The sequence below is a fragment of the Flavobacterium sp. W22_SRS_FP1 genome (assembly GCF_052113685.1).
In the GTDB taxonomy this organism is placed as follows: Bacteria; Bacteroidota; Bacteroidia; order Flavobacteriales; family Flavobacteriaceae; genus Flavobacterium.
In genome coordinates this window covers 1-18,163 of record NZ_JBGQOE010000039.1, presented here as the reverse complement: position 1 = coordinate 18,163, position 18,163 = coordinate 1, and the positions used below count along the sequence as shown (strand labels likewise).

Sequence of the window (18,163 nt, the reverse complement as noted above, 5' to 3'; positions counted from 1 at the left end):
TTTTCGTTTTTCCATCGTACAAAATTATAGTTTTTGATTTATAATTGTGTCCGATTATTTAAGGGGTCAATACATCAAGAATTTTAATTATTTTTTGAGCTCTTTCAACATCAGTTCTTTTATGAATTTTACCGGAGCGCTGCCATAACTTAGAAATTTTTCATGAAATTGTTTCAGCTTAAAATTGGTTCCTTGCTCTTTTTTCAACATTTCCCTAAGGTCATAAATTTCTATATACCCTGCAAAATAGGAACATAACTGCACTTGAGATAAACTGACGCGAGTCCACTTGCCTTCAGCCTCTGCTTGTTGTTGAAATGCTTCTGTAACAAGTAATTTCATCAATTCCTCCTTAGTCATGTTTTTAGTATGGACACTGTAGTCCAAAATAGTATTACAAGTTGTTCTTAAATTCCATTTATAATACATCAACCACATTTCATCTGAGTTTTTGTATCCGTTTTCTAACATCATCAGTTCCGCATAAACAGCCCAGCCCTCAATCATTGCCCCATTACCGAGAATAGATTTAATTATACTTGGCGATTGATTACTATACACCAATTGGGTATAATGCCCCGGAATAGCTTCATGAATATTTAGAATTTGCAAAATATAATCATTGTATTCCCTCAAATAGCTTTCTGATTTTTCAGCACTCCAACCAGACATGCTACCCACATTATAATAGGTATTCGCATTTTTATCATAGGGTCCCGGTGCCGAAATGGAAGCCCCCGCAACTCCAGCCATGTAATCTGGTTCTCTGCGAACAACCAAAGGTTTTGATGGATCTATATAGAGTAAACCCTGTTCTTTTACGAATTCAGCCAGTTCAGGAATTTGCTTTTCTATGGCTGACTGAAAGTTTTTTGGCGTGGTGTGCTGCAACGAGATCTTGTCGATAACTATTTTAATGAGTACTAAACTGTCTATAGGCTTTGACTCTGACTTCATGTATTTGGGCCACAATTTATCTGCCAAAACAAACATCTTTTTATGTAATTCTTTTTTATGGTTGACTGCTTTTTTAAAAACAGAATCTACTTTATAGCTGGATTGAATGTCTAAATCAAATTTTTCTTTATACAAATCCTCTCCTAATCTAAAAGAACGTGGCGTTGGGTTGTCTAAATCCTTCAACCAATCAGCATAAGTCTTGATAGCATTTATAGCTACTTTTGCTTTGTCTTTGATTGCCTTTTTTTCAGATTTAGGCAATTTACTTTTAGCCAAAATGATCGGTAGGTCCTTCTCAAAAACGGATAGCCCGCCTAAATTCTGGGCAATTGCAAGGGCTGTATGTTCTAAGGTAGGATTCTTAATATTGATTTTTGCGGCCTCGTAATAGGCCGGAATTGAATTCATTTTTAAGTTAAAATTATGCAAACGAACTTCTACGGCATCATATTTTCCATTTAATATTTCGGCAAAAGCACCACAAACATTATATTCGGATGGATTCCATTGATATGATTTTAACTTGTCTATTCTAAAAATGGAGCTTTGCAACTGATTCTTGATAATATAATAATCAATTATATTATTATCTGAAAGACCGTCTATAGAATAGTGTTGTAGTGAATCTAATTGGGCGTGGGAAAAATCGAGCTGCTTTTTTATACTTACAGAATCTGAAATGGCTAAGACGCTATCCAGTTTATGATATCCTTGACTAGCATCCCAATCGGGATTCAATTGCCAGAGGTCAATTACAAAATCTTCTTTATAGGTGTTAAATTTTTCATTGAGCGATTTTCCGTCAATCTTTTCCACTTTTTTATTGCATGATAATAGTAAAATGCACAATAGAAACGAAACAAATATTTTTTTCATGTTTGGTTAGTTCAGAAAAATAAAGATATAAAAAAATGCCGCTCAATGAACGGCATTTTTTTTCTAAATCATTAGTAGGCTAAAAGCGCTAGTAAATCTATTTCGAATCGGCTTTTTGGCAAATATTGATCTTCTAGTGCTTTTGTAAATGGAATTGGCGTGTCTAAACTGGCTACTCTTTTTACTGGTGCATCGAGGTATTTAAAACACTCCTCCATAATCATGGCCGAAATATCGCTGGCAACACCACCAAACATAGAGTCTTCCTGATATATAATCACCCTTCCTGTTTTCTTGACAGATGCGAAAATTGCTTCTGTATCTAATGGTTGCAAGGTTCTTAAGTCTAATAAATCTGCTGAAATTTTGGGGTTTTTATCCAAGGTATCCAGGGCCCAATGTACTGCGGCTCCAAAAGATATAATGGTCACTTCGTACCCTTCTTTCAACAAGGCCGCTTTCCCTAGAGGCAGGGTATAATAGCCTTTTGGAACTTCTTGGTAAACGCTTCTGTACAATTGTTTGTGCTCAAAAAACATTACCGGATTCGGATCATTTATTGAAGTATTTAATAAACCTTTGGCATCATACGGAAAAGCAGGATAAACTACTTTCAATCCAGGTGTTTTGGTAAACCAAGCCTCATTAGTCTGAGAATGAAAAGGTCCTGCTTGGGTTCCTCCACCACAAGGCATCCGTACAACCACATCTGCTTTTTCTAACCAACGGTAATGCGATTTGGCCAACAAATTTACAATTGGATTAAATCCAGAAGAGACAAAATCAGCAAACTGCATTTCGACAATCGCTTTATATCCATTGATGGACAGCCCCATTCCTGCCGAGACTACAGCACTCTCGCAAATCGGAGTATTAATAACACGTTCTTTTCCAAATTGCGCGACAAACCCATCAGTGATTTTAAAAGCACCTCCATATTCAGCAATGTCTTGTCCCATGATAACCAAGTTGTCATGGCGCTCCATCGATTGTCGCAGACTGTTTGAAATGGCATCTACAAAACGTATTTTTTCTTCTTCGTCTGTAGGTTTAACTTCTTCATATACAAAGTCTTTATATATGTCATTTAACTCTTCACTAAATATAGCTTCAATTTCTGCTTCTGCATTGGCCAAAGCCAAACTTTCATCAATTTCTTTCTTAATTTCAGCCCGTAAAGCAGTATCAAAATCTTCAGTAAGTACTGCGATATCTTTTAAATACTTTCGATAGTTTTCAACTGGATCTTTAATTGCCCATTGGTCCATTAACTCCTGAGGGACATATTTAGTGCCACTCGCCTCTTCATGTCCACGCATTCTAAAAGTTTTAAACTCTAATAAAACGGGACGTGGTTTTTCAATCATCGACGCTTTTAACTCAAACAATAAATTATAAACTTCTAGAATATTATTACCATCAATAATATGGCTTTCCATTCCGTATCCATTTCCTTTATCTGCTAGGTTTTCACAACGGTATTGCTCATTTGTAGGAGTCGAAAGGCCATAGCCATTATTTTCTATTATAAACATAACGGGCAATTCCCATACAGAAGCTATATTTAAAGCTTCATGAAAATCACCTTCGCTGGTGGCTCCTTCACCAGTAAAAACAGCGGTAACTTTTCCGTTTTTCTTCAGTTTGTTGGCTAATGCGATTCCGTCAGCCACACCTAGTTGAGGGCCCAAATGCGAAATCATTCCAATAATTTTGTACTCCTGGGTTCCAAAATGGAAACTTCTATCGCGTCCTTTAGTAAATCCGTTGGATTTTCCCTGCCATTGCGAAAACAATCGGTATAACGGAATGTCTCTGCCTGTAAAAACACCAAGGTTTCTGTGCATGGGCAATATGTATTCATCCTGATCTAATACCGCTGTGACCCCAACTGAAATCGCTTCTTGGCCAATCCCTGAAAACCATTTGGATACCTTTCCTTGACGAATAAGAATTAGCATTTTTTCCTCTATAAGCCTTGGCTTAAGAATTCTTTTGTATAAATTTAGTAAGCTATCGTCAGTCAGTTTTTTTCTGTCAAAATTCATTTTTGTGGCTTTATTTGGAGATTCAAAGATAAAAAAATATAACAGTTTTGATTAAAATTGTTATATTTTTTTATACTGTTTGTCACTTTTAAAATTCTAATCTAATATTATTCAATACATTTGTAACTATAAGGCTTTAATAGCCTTCTAAGTTATTAAAAAATATTTATAGTATGCAAAACATTCCTAGTGTTGACTTGCGTGATTTCCTTTCGGACGACCCGAAACGTAAACAAAAATTTGTAAATGAAATCGGAAGTGCATTTGAAGATATTGGCTTCGTAGCATTAAAAGGTCACTTTTTAGATGACAACTTGGTAAATGAACTGTACAGTGAAATAAGAAATTTTTTCGCTTTACCTATTGAAACAAAACATAGCTACGAGATTCCAGGTATTGGAGGTCAAAGAGGTTACGTTTCTTTTGGAACAGAGCATGCCAAAGGCAGAAAAGAAGGGGATTTGAAAGAATTTTGGCATTTTGGTCAGTATGTGAGTGAAAACTCAAAATACGCGTCAGAATATCCTGAAAATGTTCAAGTAGAAGAATTACCTCGTTTTAATGCAGTAGGTAAAGAAGCGTATCAAATGCTTGAAAAAACAGGTGTTTATGTTTTGCGTGCTTTAGCTTTGCGTTTAGGCTTGGATGAATTCCATTTTGACAATTTTGCCAAAGACGGAAATTCTATTTTGAGACCTATTCATTACCCACCTATTACCTCAGAGCCTGTAAATGCTATTCGCGCCGCAGCTCACGGCGACATCAACTTGATCACCTTGTTAATGGGTGCTCAGGGAAAAGGGCTTCAGGTTCAAAACCACAACGGAGACTGGCTTGATGCTATTGCCGAGCCAGATGAACTGGTAATCAATGTTGGAGACATGTTATCTCGTTATACAAACAACAAATTGAAATCCACAATCCATCAGGTTGTAAACCCTCCAAGAGAACTTTGGGGAACTTCACGTTATTCAGTACCGTTTTTTATGCACCCTGTCAGCGACATGCCATTAAATAGTTTAGAGAACTGCATTGATGCAGAACACCCAAAACAATTTGAAGACATCACCGCCGGTGATTATTTATACGAACGATTAGTAGATTTAGGATTAATTAAAAAATAATCTTTAATCTACTCTAGTTATAAAAGACATTGAGTTTACTTGATGTCTTTTTTGTTTTTGCTTAACATTGATATGCAGAGAATACTGATTTTATTGTGATTAAATTGAACGCGGATAACTCGGATTTAAACGGATTTTAGCTCATTAATTTTAAAAAAATATTTTATATTAATACATTTCAATAATTATTTATGAGTAGTATTTTACATCGAGATTTAACTCAATCTATTATAAAACATTTTTTTGATGTTTATAATGAACTAGGATATGGTTTTCTTGAGAGGGTATATCAAAATGCAATTTATCATGAACTTAAAGAAAATGGCTTTAAGGTTGAAGCTCAGAAAAAAATTAAAGTGTACTATAAAGGCATTGAAGTTGGAGAATACTTTGCAGATATTATAGTGAATGATTTAATAATTTTAGAGTTGAAAGCTCAGGATTATCTGATTGAAGCAAATGAGTTTTAGTTAATAAATTATTTAAAATCTACTCATTGTGAAGTTGGTTTGCTTTTAAATTTTGGTAAAAAACCTGAATTTATTAGAAAAATATATCAAAATAACCAAAAATAATGCTTGCGGTATAAATAAATGATCTGCGATTATTCATTTTAAAAACAAAGCAATAACAGAAAGTAAGATTACAAGTAAATAAGGAAAATCCGTGACCATCAGTTTTAAATCCGCGTTATCTGCGTTCAATTTAAACGCAATCTGAAAACAAAAAATAAAATATACGTCATCCCCATTTAATGAAAACATAAAATATGGACTTACAAGACCAGTTAAAAAACCTTTTTCCAGATCACGAACCTGCTCCAGTTGAAAAAGTCGAAGAGGTTGCACATGAATTATACGTTCAAAAGGAAGCTATGATTTGCAAATTCGAAAAAAGAAAAGGCAAAGCCACAACCATCATCGAAGGATATGAAGGTACGGACGAAGATTTTAAGATTTTGGCAAAAGAAATCAAGACTAAACTGAGCGTTGGCGGTACTTTTAAAGACGATTCCATAATAATTCAAGGGGATTACCGCGATAAAATTATGGAAATATTGAAACTAAAAGGATTCAAAGTTAAACGTGTGGGAGGCTAAACCAATCGATAATTGAAAATCAATAATTTATAATTATTATTTCAATTGTCCATTATCAATTATTAACTATCAATTAAAAAATAATGATAAAATCATCAGAATTAATATTAAATCCAGACGGAAGCGTTTATCACTTGAATTTAAAACCAGAACACATTGCGCACGATATCATCTTTGTGGGAGATCAAAACCGAGTAGAAAAAATAACCCAATTCTTTGACAGCATTGAATTTTCGACTCAAAAAAGAGAATTTAAAACACAAACTGGGATTTTCAAAGGTAAAAGAATCACGGTGATGTCAACAGGAATAGGTCCTGACAATATTGATATTGTGATGAATGAATTAGATGCATTAGTAAATATCGATTTGGAAACCCGCAAACCAAAAGAAAAGCTAACGTCATTAAACATAATCCGTATTGGGACTTCAGGATCGTTACAAGCTGATATTCCCGTGGATAGTTTCGTGATGTCTAAGTTTGGCTTGGGCCTTGACAATATGCTTCGCTCCTATTTGATTGATGAAATTTCGAATATAGAAATGGAAGATGCTTTTGTACAACATACCAACTGGGACATGCGCAAAGGCAAACCCTACGTAATTCCCTGTTCGGAAAAACTAGAAAAAATGATCGAAAGCGACAAAATACACAAAGGAATCACGGCAACAGCTGGAGGTTTTTATGGTCCTCAAGGACGTGTACTGCGATTGAACATTCAAGACGAATCATTAAATTCTAAAATGGACAACTTTAAATTTGGTGAAAACAAAATCACAAACTTAGAGATGGAAACAGCAGCCATATATGGGCTTTCCGCACTTTTAGGACATAATGCACTGTCACTTAATGCTATTATCGCTAACCGCGCCAATGGTAGCTTTAGTGAAGATCCTTACAAAGCTGTTGATGAGCTAATTGCGTATACATTAAATAAAATCGCTTCAGAATAAGGAGTTTTAATTTTCCTAATATCATCTATTTGGAGTTTTAAAAAAGTATCACTTTAGTTTTTTAAAACTACATTTGTGCTTTCTACAACAATTCAATAATGAAAATAATACTGACAGGTGCTACAGGGGTTTTAGGTTCTCATATTATGTATGAAATTTTAGAGCTTTTTATCACGAATAAAATTGATGGAAAACTTTTTATTATCGCCAGAAATAAAGGGAAAAGCTCCGCTCTTGATAGAATAAACGAGCTCTTATCGAGTAGTTATACTCCTAAAATCATAAAAGAAAAAGGGATAGAGAAACTGCACGAATACATTAAAATCATCGATACTGATTTAGCTACGATCCAAGATACTTTTTCGAACCAGATTAAAGGTGCTTATTTTATTCATTCAGCTGGATATGTGAACTTATCGACTAATGAAGAACAACGAGAGAGAATTTTTGATGAAAACACTAAAATCACAAAATCGCTTTTTAATATTTTTCATCCTTTTATAAAAAAGTTTATTTATATAGGTACTGCATTTTCTTCTGGAATCCGAAAAGGAGTAATTGCTAATGATTTTCATAGTTTAAGGTTTAAGCTGGAACATCGCAATGCGTATGAAAACGCCAAATTCCACTCGGAAAATTTTATAGTTCAAGAATGTAAAAAAATAGGCTTAGGCTTTCAAATTTTGCGACCAAGTGTTATTGGAGGAAAAATGCTTGGAATCGAAAACCAATATTTCATTCCAAAATACATGGTTTTCTATCTTTTAGCAAAATTTTTTCACTTTACTTCCCAACGAAAAGGTGAACAAGAAAATGTTCGTTTTATCGTAAATGAAGACACTGTTTTGAATATAATCCCTGTTGATTATGTCGCAAAAGTGATTGTCAATACTTTTGAACGGGATGATATTGAACAGCTTAATATTGTCAATAATAAAAGTTTCAATATGGTAAAAGGATTACAGTTGATCATGAAGGAAGTAGGTTACAGTAATTTTACTTTGATTCAAAACCCGTTAGACTTTCAATATAAAAACACGATTGAAAAATTGTATTATGAGAGTATTGGCAAGCATTTAAGCCCCTATTTCACTACCGCTGCTAATGAGTACGATACTACCTTATTAAACTCCATCCTTGAGATACCAAAATTAGATCAAGAAGCATTTACAAATATGATTCGTTATGCAAGAATAAATAATTTCAAAGATATTAATGTATGATTTCTGTACTTAATTCCTAGACAAGAGTCTAAAGGTTGAACTGGCAGAGCGATTAGTTAGGATCTTTTTATTTCAATTTTAAATAAAACTTGTTTCAATTATAAGCATTAATGTAAGTCATTTTAAAATTTTGAATATGATGAAGATAGTACCTATTGAAACCGAGCGATTAATTTTACGAGAATTACTCCCTACCGATGACAAAGCGATCTTCATATTGGATAGCAATACAAATGTTCACAAATTTCTCGGCAATCAGCCAGTCAGTTCAATTGAAGAAAGGAGAAAATACATTTCGAATATTCGAGAACAATATCTTGATAACGGAATCGGTCGCTATGCTGTGATTTTAAAGGAAACCGATGAGTTTATCGGCTGGGCTGGGCTTAAATATATTAGGGAACCAGAAAATGATCATGTTAATTTCTTCGAGATAGGCTATCGTTTTATAGAAGATTACTGGCGCAAAGGTTATGGGTACGAAGCAGCCAAAGCTTGGTTAGATTATGGATTTAACACAATGAAAATCAAAACGATCTATGCTTCAGCAGATAGAAGAAATAGCGGTTCACGCAAGATCCTTGAAAAAATGGGGATGCAGTTTAAAAATGAATTTGACTGGAACGGAATCCCTTGTGCTTGGTATGGATTTGATAAAAAAGATAATTTAAAATGAAGACAATAAAAATAGCAGGTGTTCCGGAACATTTTAATTTACCTTGGCATTTAGCCATAGAAAATAAGGAATTTGAAAAACAAAATGTAGATTTGGAATGGACAGATGTACCTGAAGGAACAGGTAAGATGTGCCAGATGCTTCGTTCTGGAGAAACAGATATTGCCGTAATTCTTACAGAAGGAATTGTAAAAGATATTGTTGCAGGAAACGCTAGTAAAATAGTACAGATATACGTCCAATCGCCCTTAATATGGGGTATTCATGTAGCGGCTAATTCTAGTTACAAAACAATATCAGATATAGAAAACTCTAAAGTCGCGATTTCCCGTTTGGGTTCTGGATCACAATTAATGGCTTATGTAAATGCTGATAATCAAGGCTGGGAAACAAACAACCTTCAATTTGAAATCATAAATACAATTGATGGAGCAGTTGAAGCCCTTACAAAAGGGACCGCAGATTATTTTATGTGGGAGCGCTTTATGACTAAACCTTTAGTGGATAAGGGCATATTCCGTAGAATTGCTGACTGCCCTACCCCATGGCCTTGTTTTGTAATCGCTGTTCGGAATAAAGTTTTAGAAGAACATCCTGAAATTATTAAAACGATTCTAGACGTGATTAATAAAAAAACCGAAACCTTTAAGGACATTCCCAATATTGATAAAGTTTTAGCAACAAAATTTAATCAAAAAACACAGGATATTGAGGAATGGTTGTCACTTACGGAATGGTCGCAGAAACCATTAGACCAGGAAATGTTAAACAAAGTTCAAAATCAGCTGCTTCAGCTCAAAATCATCGATAAAAAAGGTACTTTTGATGAAGTTGTGAAGGCAATCTAGTTTCTATATTCTCTGGTTTTCTATGATAAACGGTAAAAAATTTTCTTTTCAAAAAACAAAACAAAGACTTCGGGTTAAAAAACCTTGGGATGATGTTATTATTTTTGTTCTGAATATTTTAATTGCCATCCCAGTTTTTATAATTTCTCACCAGAACTTAATAGAACTTAATTGGTTCTTTAACATAGATAGGATACTGCTTTTTATACTAATAATAGTGATTATACAGTTAATATTAAGATTGTTGCGAATGGTAATAATCGTTTGTATTTTTTTGTACGTTATTCTTTTATTTTACGGCACCGCTTCTGGAAACTACGGTTTCAATAGCGTTTATGAGGACTACGACTCGATGATTTACACTATGTCTGACAACCCATTTCCTCAGGACATAATAATTGCAAAACTGCTCCCCTTTCCCAATAAATCAAAAATTCTTAACGCTATTGAGTATCAAAACCCTAGAGTTAGAAACTTTGCCATTATGGCGACTTCAAAGAATTTTAAAAATATAAAAGGGTATTCTGATTATAGAACCATTATACAATGTTTTGCAGTTTTTAAAGAAATCAATAGCCGTTGGAATTATGTAAGTGACCCAAAAGATAGTGACTATATCGCTACAGCCAGCGAATCATTAGGCTATTTTTCTGGAGACTGTGACGACCATTCTATTTTAATGGCAGCAAGCGTGAGAGCAATTGGAGGAACTCCAAGACTGATTCATACTAAAGGTCATATTTATCCAGAAATATTAATTGGGACCTTAAATGATCTGGAAACCGTGAATTATTTGATTAAAAATGTTTTGTTTACAAAAGAAAGCTACAAAAAACAACTGCATTATCATATCGACGAACGAGGACAAGTGTGGCTTAATCTTGACTACACTGCTAAATATCCCGGTGGCCCTTTTATGTCCGAAGAAATATTAGGTGCATTAACTTTAAATTAGGTTATTTTAAAAATCTAGCAAAAAAAACTCCTCAATTTCTTGGCATTCAACGCTGTTTTTTATTTAAGATTTAATCTATCAATTTTATTTCCAATGGTAAACTCTTTGATTTCACTTTCTAAAAGACTAAATTCATTTTTCATAACCCGCTTTATAATGTTTCCGTTTTTTAACACGAATATCTCGTCGCATGTGTCACTTAATGTTGAAAAAATGTGAGATGAAATTAGTATCGTTTTTTGTATTTCTTTCAATTTGTGCATTATTTCAGTGATTATAATATTACTTTGAATATCAACTCCATTAAATGGCTCATCGAGGATAAAAAAAATGTTTTCTTGAATTAATATAGCAGTTAATGCAAGCTTTTTTTTCATTCCAGTGGAATATTTATCAGCATATTCATCTAATGGCAAATCAAAAACATTCTTTTCCTGCAAATCTATATGTTCTATATTTCGTGCATTACATAATAACTTAAGGTATTCTTTGCCAGTCATCTTTGAAAAAAAATAGGGATCCGTTTGAAGGTAACCTAGAAAGTTTTTTAATTGTCCATACTCACAAATAACAGTTCCCTTGTGTTTTTCTAATCCCGAAATACATTTAAATAAGGTTGTTTTTCCAGAACCATTTTCTCCAACAATTCCATATATCTTCCCTTTTTCTAGATTTAAATTGATGTCCTTTAAAACTATTTTTCTTCCAAAGAATTTAGACAAGTTTTCGATAATAATCATGTTAATATTTCTTTTAATTTTTTTGTTGATTGAATGTATAAATAGGGAATTATTACAATCAATAAAGGCGGAAGCCAAACAATAAAAGCAAATACAACTGTAAATCTCATGTTTAGCTTTTCAGGAAACACGGAATATTTTGCTAACATTGTAGTGAAAATAAATAAATATCCTAAGCATTGAAAACCTAGTATTATATCAATTTTCGTGTAAAAGCACAATGACAAACTTACTATTATTGGTAAACACAAAAGTGTTGAATATTGTATAATGTTTTTTAATTTGTATAATAGAAACTCTTTTGGGCTTAGTGAAAATATCCAAACATAAAACTCTCTTTCAGATTTTACATAATAACTAAGGCAGCCCAATAAAGCAACAATTAAAGAAAAAAGACCCAGATTAAAATTATTTACGCTTATCGACATGAACGCTAAAAAATAGGCAAATAGATATAAGAAATAATTTATTCTAAAACCAACTGTAAATTCAAAAGGATTAGTGCTAAAGGGTGTTGGTAAAACAAAATTTGGTTTTTTATTAAAATTAATTAATGTTGATAGGCCAGTTGCAATTAAAAGTAAAAATGAACTCATGTACTTTTCTTTAAATATCAAAAAGAAAATAAAAGGTGTCGCTATAATAAAATTTTCAATAATTCTCAACTTAAAATATTCACTTTTTGAATACCAAAGCTTCAAAAATTCGTTTCTACTAACTTCCGCTAACTTTGTTACAATGCTTAAAGCTAACAGAATATAAGCATATTCAGCGTATTGCGTTTTTTCAAATAATGTAGTTGACAGTCCAATAAACACCGCAATAGCAATCAAGTATCCAAAAACAGGAATAACTCCCCAATCGGTTAATTGCCTATTTAATATTTTTAATTGTAAAGTAAAATATTCTTTCATTTATTTTTTGGGGTATGCTAAAACCAGATTCTATTCTCCATAATTTTCAGATTGTTTTATATCAAATATAGGATTTATTCTACTAATTTATAATTTATCTTTTTGAAATTCAAAAATAATACGAACAAAGTGCATTGTTTTTTACTGTTTTCTGCATTTGGACAAGATTAATCAAAAAGCTTTTTAGCAATGGAAAAAAAAGTCAAATCAACAATCAGCGCGTGAGGGACGGAAACGGCATCCTTTTTCGTGTTCTCGCTATTTCCGTAAAAGCAGCAACTCACCCTAACGAAAAAGATACAGTGGACTGCCCGACCGTAGTTTTTGCGAAGGACACGCCCAAAACAAAAAAACTTGATCGCAAACACTAGAAAAATCATGCTTGAAACGAAATATAAATCGTTTTTTATCGTTAGTAATAATTAGATTTGACGATGAAATTTATCATAATATTAGTATCTACGCAACATGAAAAGATGTAATTTGGTCATTGACAAATTCCTTTTATACTACACAGATATATGGACAAAATAAAAATACTTTGGATTGACGATGAAATCGATTATCTAAAACCGCACATATTATTCCTTGAGAAAAAAAACTACAGCGTAATCACTTGCAATAATGGTCGTGACGCGATTGATATATTTGAAAACGAAAATTTTGATATCGTATTTCTGGACGAAAATATGCCCGGCATAAGTGGGCTAGAAACCTTGTCTGAAATGAAAGAAAAAAAATCATCTATTCCCATGATTATGATCACCAAAAGTGAGGAGGAATACATCATGGAAGAAGCTATAGGTTCTAAGATCGCAGATTATTTGATCAAACCGGTCAATCCAAACCAGATTCTGTTGAGTTTGAAAAAGAATCTGGATCATTCCCGTTTGATTTCGCAAAAAACGACTTTGGATTACCAGAAAGAGTTTAGGAAAATTTCGATGGATATGGCGATGGTTAATTCCTATGAAGACTGGGTTGAACTATACAAAAAATTAATTTTCTGGGAACTTAATCTAGAAAACATCAACGATCATGGGATGATTCAAATTCTGGAATCCCAAAAAGCGGAAGCTAATTCCCAGTTCGGAAAATTTATTGAACGTAATTATGAGGATTGGTTTTTACCTAAAGCGGATAAACCTGTCCAGTCCCATACCTTATTTAGAGAATTAGTGGTTCCTGAAATCGTAAAAAAAGACAAACCCATTCTTTTTGTTGTCATCGATAACTTGCGTTATGACCAATGGAAGGTTTTTGAAAGCGAAGTGGCCAACTATTATAAACTGGAAAAAGAAATTCCTTACTACGCCATTTTGCCTACTGCAACACAATATGCACGAAACGCAATTTTCTCTGGTTTAACGCCGCTTGAAATGGAGAAGCAGTTTCCTCAATATTGGAAAAATGATCCAGAAGAAGGAGGTAAAAACCTATATGAAGCAGAGTTTTTGTCGGCGCAATTAAAACGATTGGGGCTTAATCTAAAGCAAGATTATTTTAAAATAACCAACTTGACAGCAGGAAAAAAACTGGTTGACAACTTCAAAGGACTAAAAGACAACGACCTAGTGACGGTGGTTTATAACTTTGTGGACATGCTCTCGCACGCCAAAACCGAAATGGATGTAGTAAAGGAATTAGCTTCCGATGATAAGGCATACCGCTCGTTGACATTGAGTTGGTTCAAGAACTCTCCCCTTTTAGAGATTATCCAACAAGCGCAAAAACTTGGTTTCAAACTGATTTTAACGACCGACCACGGCACCATCAATGTAAAGAACCCCTCAAAAGTGGTAGGCGATAAAAATACGAGTCTGAATCTGAGATACAAGACTGGACGCAGTCTTACTTATGAGCAAAAAGATGTTTATGCAGTAAAAGAACCAAAAAAAATTGGTTTGCCTACTATTAATATGAGTAGTTCTTATATTTTTGCGAAAAATGATTTATTTTTGGCCTATGTTAACAATTACAACCATTATGTGAGTTATTTTAGAAACACCTACCAGCACGGGGGTATTTCACTAGAAGAAATGATCATTCCCTGTTTGATTTTCAATCCGAAGTGATTTTATGGTGAGAAGTGAAAAGTGAGTCGTTTATTGGTTTTTACAATTGAATTACAATAATACATTTCACTTCTCACTATTCACGAACTCAAAATTTATAATTCAGAATTTAAAATAATACTAAAAAATGGAATTTATTTTTTCATTAGATGAAATCGAAGATGTAGCTCGGAAGCTGATAGCTGAAAAGCCCAATAAAGTTATTCTTTTTCATGGTGAAATGGGTGCTGGAAAGACCACTTTCATAAAACAACTAGTTAAGGAACTGGGCGTTACAGAAGCTACAAGCAGCCCAACCTTTTCTTTAGTTAATGAATACCAAACAATTGATAATCATATTGTTTATCATTTTGATTTCTATAGATTAAAAACAGAAACAGAAGCCCTTGATATGGGAGTGGAAGAATACTTATACTCAGGTAATTGGTGTTTTATCGAATGGGCGGAACAAATACCAAATCTTATCCCAGAAATACATTCGGTTATTACAATTCAGGCACTTCCTGATGGCAAACGATTATTAAAATTAAACTAGTATATTCAAAATGAATCCAGACAACATTGTTAGCATAATTCCTTTTTCTGCTGATTTAAAGGAACCAATTAAAATCTTGAATATCGAGTGGCTTAAAAAATATTTTAAAATAGAGCCTATTGACGAAAAGGTGCTTTCAAATCCACAGGAAGAAATTATTGATAAAGGTGGGATGATCTTTTACGCTAAATTCAAAGAGGAAATCGTTGGCACTGTTTCCTTACTAAAAAGGACTGACACAGCATTTGAATTGAGTAAAATGGCTGTTACAGATACTGTTCAAGGCCTTGGTATTGGAAAAAAATTGTTGGAACATTGCATTGAAATTGCAGAACAACAAGGTATTAAAAAAATCATACTCTATTCTAACCGCTGTTTAAAGTCAGCTATCCATTTGTATGAAAAATTCGGTTTTGTCGAAATTGCGCTAGAAGATGGCGTTTATGAAAGAGCAGATATAAAAATGGAAAAGATCATTTCCTAATTAATATTATTTCTTATTCGTATTTCTCTACCTAAAAAGCATTATTTTTTAATCTTTTTGCTTATTTTTACCTTTAAATCATCACTTTAACAATGTCGATATCATTCACGCCTTTCACAAAACAACAGTTATTGCCTCAAGAAGAAAAATTAGAGGTAGCGAGAAAAAAAAGCGATCTTTTTATTGGTATTCCTAATGAGACTAGTTACCAAGAACGTCGCATTTGCTTAACCCCAGACGCTGTAAATTCATTGAGCTTCAACGGGCATCGGGTAATGATTGAGTCGGGAGCTGGGGAAAGTTCGAGTTATTCAGACAAAGAATACAGTGAAGCAGGTGCAGAAATAACCAATGATACTGCAAAAGTTTTTTGCTGTCCGATGATTTTAAAAGTGGGACCTCCTACTCTTGCTGAAATAGCAATGATGAACAGTCACACCATCTTGATTTCGTCCATTCAATTAAAAACGACACAAAAAGCATATTTTGAAGCCCTGAGCAAAAAGAAAATTACTGCCTTGGCCTTTGAATACATAAAAGATGAAGACGGCACCTACCCAGCGGTTCGCTCCTCCAGTGAAATTGCCGGAACGGCTTCCATATTGATCGCAGCTGAATTGATGATTACTAATGAATTCGGTAAAGGATTGCTTTTTGGTAATATTACCGGTGTCCCACCTACTGATGTCGTTATTTTGGGTGCTGGAACCGTGGGTGAATTTGCAGCAAAAACCGCGCTCGGACTAGGTGCAAGCGTAAAGGTTTTCGATAATTCTATTACAAAGTTGCGCCATTTGCAAAATAATCTTAATCAACGAATATTTACTTCCACAATTCAACCCAAATCTTTATTAAAAGCCTTAAGGCGCTGCGATGTCGCCATAGGAGCGCTAAGCGGCATAGATCGCTGTCCCGTGGTGGTAACTGAAACAATGGTGGAGCACATGAAGGGTGGAGCGGTAATCGTTGATGTGAGTATTGATACTGGCGGCTGCTTTGAAACTTCAGAAGTAACCTCGCATGAAAAGCCAACATTCATAAAAAACAACGTAGTTCATTATTGCGTTCCTAATATCCCTTCCCGTTATTCAAAAACAGCTTCTCTTGCGATTAGTAATATTATCAGTCCTTATCTTATGCAAGTGGCTGAAGACGGTGGCCTAGAAAGCGCTATCCGATGCGATATGGGCTTAAAAAACGGAGTTTATCTATATCATGGCATATTAACTAATAAAGCCATTGGTGATTGGTTCGATTTACCAAATAACGATATCAATTTAATTGTGTTTTAAGTAAACTTTCATTTACCTTTGCAAAAAAAAATTCATGAAGTTTGCACAACGTTTCGCCTACTATTTAGTGGGATTAGTAATTGGACTGTTTTTTGTAGCTATGGTTTTTAGCGGAAAAGATACTCGATGTAATTATTTTCCGAATTCCAGAGTTTTAAACGATTTAAGAAACAAACCTTTTCATTATTCTGAAAAAGCTTCCAAAGTCTTGGCAGAAAAGTGGATTGACACAATTGACATAAAAAACACTTTACAGTTTGGAGACGTTGACTTCGATAAAAGCAACACCGAGTTCAAAAAAGCCAAAATGTATGTAATTGAAGGCAAAACAGTAAATAACCAAAAAATCATCCTTAAGGTCAGCAATAAATCCGACAAGGCAACTTTAGAAGAGATTATCAAAAAATAACACTATTTTTATAAGGGCGTGCCTGCAATAAAAAAAGGGTCTAATTATCTATATGGTAATTAGACCCTTTCTTTATTGCCGTCGGGCTATCCGCGCTACTTCGGTAGCAAGCTACTATCCCTCACGCAAAACTAGACAACTAAAAGACTTTTAAAACCAAGAAATCTCCGTTTTCCCCTGTTTTTTTAGATATTCATTTGCTTTGCTAAAATGCTTATTGCCGAACCATTTTCCTTGATTGGCACTCATAGGAGAAGGATGACCTGATTCTAAAACCAAATGTTTGTTTCGGTCAATTTTACTACCTTTTTTATGCGCAAAAGCCCCCCAAAGCAAGAAAACTACTCCTTTATTTTCGTCTGAAATCTTTTGAATAACAGCGTCGGTAAAAAGATTCCATTTCAGGTGTTTGTGACTGTTGGGAGTATCTTTCCTTACACTAAGCGAAGCATTCAACAACAAAACACCTTGTTTTGCCCAAGGCTCTAAATTGCCAGAAGTAGGTAAAAATATCGAATCTAAATCCTCATTAATTTCCCTGAAAATATTTCGTAAGGAGGGAGGAATCTTAACGCCATCGTTTACTGAAAAACACAGGCCATTTGCCTCCCCTTCCCCATGATAGGGATCCTGGCCGATGATGACCAACTTCAAATTAGAAAAATCACAATGATTGAAAGCTGAAAAAATCAAGTCCATGGGTGGGAAACACTTGTTTTCCTGATACTCGCTCTCTAAACTTTCCATTAAGTAAAGGAAATACGTCTTTTGCATTTCATCTGATAAAATGGACTTCCACTTGGAGTTAAGGTTGATTTGCATACTAAAAAGTTATACTGCAAATATAAGTTAAGATATCTAAGGGTTTTTCAAAGACTAGATTCAATTAGTTAATGCAACTCTCAGGAAAAGGGATAGGATAATTTTTTCAAAAGAAAGGACATTAAAGTCC

Annotated in this window: 17 protein-coding genes and 1 pseudogene; 13 read left to right on the top strand and 5 right to left on the bottom strand. The window is 33.9% G+C overall.

Annotation, left to right across the window (positions count from 1 at the left end; translation table 11 throughout):
* Positions 1–87: 87 nt before the first annotated feature.
* Together ACEN2H_RS14755 and ACEN2H_RS14750 are read right to left on the bottom strand one after the other, a co-directional pair.
* The gene (locus ACEN2H_RS14755; RefSeq protein WP_441733665.1) at positions 88–1,836 is read right to left on the bottom strand and encodes a DUF885 domain-containing protein; all 1,749 of its coding nucleotides are present in this window, start codon (positions 1,834–1,836) and stop codon (positions 88–90) included.
* A 71-nt stretch (positions 1,837–1,907) separates the two neighbouring features.
* Complete coding sequence (locus tag ACEN2H_RS14750; protein WP_441733663.1) at positions 1,908–3,884, bottom strand: alpha-ketoacid dehydrogenase subunit alpha/beta; 1,977 nt, start codon at positions 3,882–3,884, stop codon at positions 1,908–1,910.
* A gap of 173 nt (positions 3,885–4,057) precedes the next feature.
* On the opposite strand from ACEN2H_RS14750, the gene ACEN2H_RS14745 reads away from it, so the two are divergent.
* The 8 genes and pseudogenes from ACEN2H_RS14745 (at position 4,058) to ACEN2H_RS14710 (ending at position 10,762) form a co-directional block, all read left to right on the top strand.
* Positions 4,058–5,008: an isopenicillin N synthase family dioxygenase gene (locus ACEN2H_RS14745; protein WP_441733661.1), complete on the top strand. Its 951-nt coding sequence runs from the start codon at positions 4,058–4,060 to the stop codon at positions 5,006–5,008.
* Positions 5,009–5,199: 191 nt separating this feature from the next.
* Positions 5,200–5,583: pseudogene (locus tag ACEN2H_RS14740) on the top strand (GxxExxY protein).
* A gap of 194 nt (positions 5,584–5,777) precedes the next feature.
* Positions 5,778–6,107, top strand: coding sequence for a translation initiation factor (locus ACEN2H_RS14735; protein WP_441733660.1), 330 nt, complete (start codon positions 5,778–5,780; stop codon positions 6,105–6,107).
* A gap of 83 nt (positions 6,108–6,190) precedes the next feature.
* Positions 6,191–7,060: a nucleoside phosphorylase gene (locus ACEN2H_RS14730; protein WP_441733658.1), complete on the top strand. Its 870-nt coding sequence runs from the start codon at positions 6,191–6,193 to the stop codon at positions 7,058–7,060.
* A 98-nt stretch (positions 7,061–7,158) separates the two neighbouring features.
* A complete protein-coding gene (locus ACEN2H_RS14725) occupies positions 7,159–8,283 on the top strand; it encodes an SDR family oxidoreductase (RefSeq protein ID WP_441733656.1) in 1,125 nt (374 codons plus the stop codon).
* A 136-nt stretch (positions 8,284–8,419) separates the two neighbouring features.
* The gene (locus ACEN2H_RS14720; RefSeq protein WP_441733654.1) at positions 8,420–8,959 is read left to right on the top strand and encodes a GNAT family N-acetyltransferase; all 540 of its coding nucleotides are present in this window, start codon (positions 8,420–8,422) and stop codon (positions 8,957–8,959) included.
* Complete coding sequence (locus ACEN2H_RS14715) at positions 8,956–9,807, top strand: substrate-binding domain-containing protein (protein ID WP_441733652.1); 852 nt, start codon at positions 8,956–8,958, stop codon at positions 9,805–9,807. The genes ACEN2H_RS14720 and ACEN2H_RS14715 overlap by 4 nt, the downstream gene beginning before the upstream one ends.
* A 22-nt stretch (positions 9,808–9,829) precedes the next feature.
* Entirely contained in the window at positions 9,830–10,762 is a 933-nt protein-coding gene (locus ACEN2H_RS14710; RefSeq protein ID WP_441733650.1) for a transglutaminase, read from the top strand.
* Between the two features lie 59 nt (positions 10,763–10,821).
* Here the strand turns inward: ACEN2H_RS14710 and ACEN2H_RS14705 are convergent, their stop codons facing one another.
* Together ACEN2H_RS14705 and ACEN2H_RS14700 are read right to left on the bottom strand one after the other, a co-directional pair.
* Positions 10,822–11,502: an ATP-binding cassette domain-containing protein gene (locus ACEN2H_RS14705; protein ID WP_441733648.1), complete on the bottom strand. Its 681-nt coding sequence runs from the start codon at positions 11,500–11,502 to the stop codon at positions 10,822–10,824.
* Positions 11,499–12,416, bottom strand: coding sequence for an ABC transporter permease (locus ACEN2H_RS14700; RefSeq protein WP_441733646.1), 918 nt, complete (start codon positions 12,414–12,416; stop codon positions 11,499–11,501). Before ACEN2H_RS14700 ends, ACEN2H_RS14705 begins: the two co-directional genes overlap by 4 nt.
* Before the next feature lie 521 nt (positions 12,417–12,937).
* Here ACEN2H_RS14700 and ACEN2H_RS14695 point away from each other — a divergent pair.
* From ACEN2H_RS14695 to ACEN2H_RS14675, 5 genes are all read left to right on the top strand, one after another.
* The gene (locus tag ACEN2H_RS14695; RefSeq protein ID WP_441733644.1) at positions 12,938–14,491 is read left to right on the top strand and encodes a PglZ domain-containing protein; all 1,554 of its coding nucleotides are present in this window, start codon (positions 12,938–12,940) and stop codon (positions 14,489–14,491) included.
* A gap of 127 nt (positions 14,492–14,618) precedes the next feature.
* On the top strand, positions 14,619–15,026 hold the full coding sequence (gene tsaE, locus ACEN2H_RS14690) for a tRNA (adenosine(37)-N6)-threonylcarbamoyltransferase complex ATPase subunit type 1 TsaE (RefSeq protein ID WP_441733642.1): 408 nt from the start codon (positions 14,619–14,621) through the stop codon (positions 15,024–15,026).
* Between the two features lie 10 nt (positions 15,027–15,036).
* Complete coding sequence (locus ACEN2H_RS14685; protein ID WP_441733641.1) at positions 15,037–15,510, top strand: GNAT family N-acetyltransferase; 474 nt, start codon at positions 15,037–15,039, stop codon at positions 15,508–15,510.
* 92 nt (positions 15,511–15,602) lie between these two features.
* Positions 15,603–16,802, top strand: coding sequence for an alanine dehydrogenase (locus tag ACEN2H_RS14680; RefSeq protein ID WP_441733639.1), 1,200 nt, complete (start codon positions 15,603–15,605; stop codon positions 16,800–16,802).
* Positions 16,803–16,836: 34 nt separating this feature from the next.
* Positions 16,837–17,211: a DUF4258 domain-containing protein gene (locus ACEN2H_RS14675; RefSeq protein ID WP_441733637.1), complete on the top strand. Its 375-nt coding sequence runs from the start codon at positions 16,837–16,839 to the stop codon at positions 17,209–17,211.
* 150 nt (positions 17,212–17,361) lie between these two features.
* Here the strand turns inward: ACEN2H_RS14675 and ung are convergent, their stop codons facing one another.
* Positions 17,362–18,033, bottom strand: coding sequence for a uracil-DNA glycosylase (gene ung / locus ACEN2H_RS14670; RefSeq protein WP_441733635.1), 672 nt, complete (start codon positions 18,031–18,033; stop codon positions 17,362–17,364).
* Positions 18,034–18,163: the final 130 nt, after the last annotated feature.

Bases quoted from the DNA above. Each gene is read 5' to 3' on its own strand.
- ACEN2H_RS14755 (WP_441733665.1), bottom strand. From the start codon at position 1,836: ATGAAAAAAATATTTGTTTCGTTTCTATTGTGCATTTTACTATTATCA.
- ACEN2H_RS14750 (WP_441733663.1), bottom strand. From the start codon at position 3,884: ATGAATTTTGACAGAAAAAAACTGACTGACGATAGCTTACTAAATTTA.
- ACEN2H_RS14745 (WP_441733661.1), top strand. From the start codon at position 4,058: ATGCAAAACATTCCTAGTGTTGACTTGCGTGATTTCCTTTCGGACGAC.
- ACEN2H_RS14735 (WP_441733660.1), top strand. From the start codon at position 5,778: ATGGACTTACAAGACCAGTTAAAAAACCTTTTTCCAGATCACGAACCT.
- ACEN2H_RS14730 (WP_441733658.1), top strand. From the start codon at position 6,191: ATGATAAAATCATCAGAATTAATATTAAATCCAGACGGAAGCGTTTAT.
- ACEN2H_RS14725 (WP_441733656.1), top strand. From the start codon at position 7,159: ATGAAAATAATACTGACAGGTGCTACAGGGGTTTTAGGTTCTCATATT.
- ACEN2H_RS14720 (WP_441733654.1), top strand. From the start codon at position 8,420: ATGATGAAGATAGTACCTATTGAAACCGAGCGATTAATTTTACGAGAA.
- ACEN2H_RS14715 (WP_441733652.1), top strand. From the start codon at position 8,956: ATGAAGACAATAAAAATAGCAGGTGTTCCGGAACATTTTAATTTACCT.
- ACEN2H_RS14710 (WP_441733650.1), top strand. From the start codon at position 9,830: ATGATAAACGGTAAAAAATTTTCTTTTCAAAAAACAAAACAAAGACTT.
- ACEN2H_RS14705 (WP_441733648.1), bottom strand. From the start codon at position 11,502: ATGATTATTATCGAAAACTTGTCTAAATTCTTTGGAAGAAAAATAGTT.
- ACEN2H_RS14700 (WP_441733646.1), bottom strand. From the start codon at position 12,416: ATGAAAGAATATTTTACTTTACAATTAAAAATATTAAATAGGCAATTA.
- ACEN2H_RS14695 (WP_441733644.1), top strand. From the start codon at position 12,938: ATGGACAAAATAAAAATACTTTGGATTGACGATGAAATCGATTATCTA.
- tsaE (WP_441733642.1), top strand. From the start codon at position 14,619: ATGGAATTTATTTTTTCATTAGATGAAATCGAAGATGTAGCTCGGAAG.
- ACEN2H_RS14685 (WP_441733641.1), top strand. From the start codon at position 15,037: ATGAATCCAGACAACATTGTTAGCATAATTCCTTTTTCTGCTGATTTA.
- ACEN2H_RS14680 (WP_441733639.1), top strand. From the start codon at position 15,603: ATGTCGATATCATTCACGCCTTTCACAAAACAACAGTTATTGCCTCAA.
- ACEN2H_RS14675 (WP_441733637.1), top strand. From the start codon at position 16,837: ATGAAGTTTGCACAACGTTTCGCCTACTATTTAGTGGGATTAGTAATT.
- ung (WP_441733635.1), bottom strand. From the start codon at position 18,033: ATGCAAATCAACCTTAACTCCAAGTGGAAGTCCATTTTATCAGATGAA.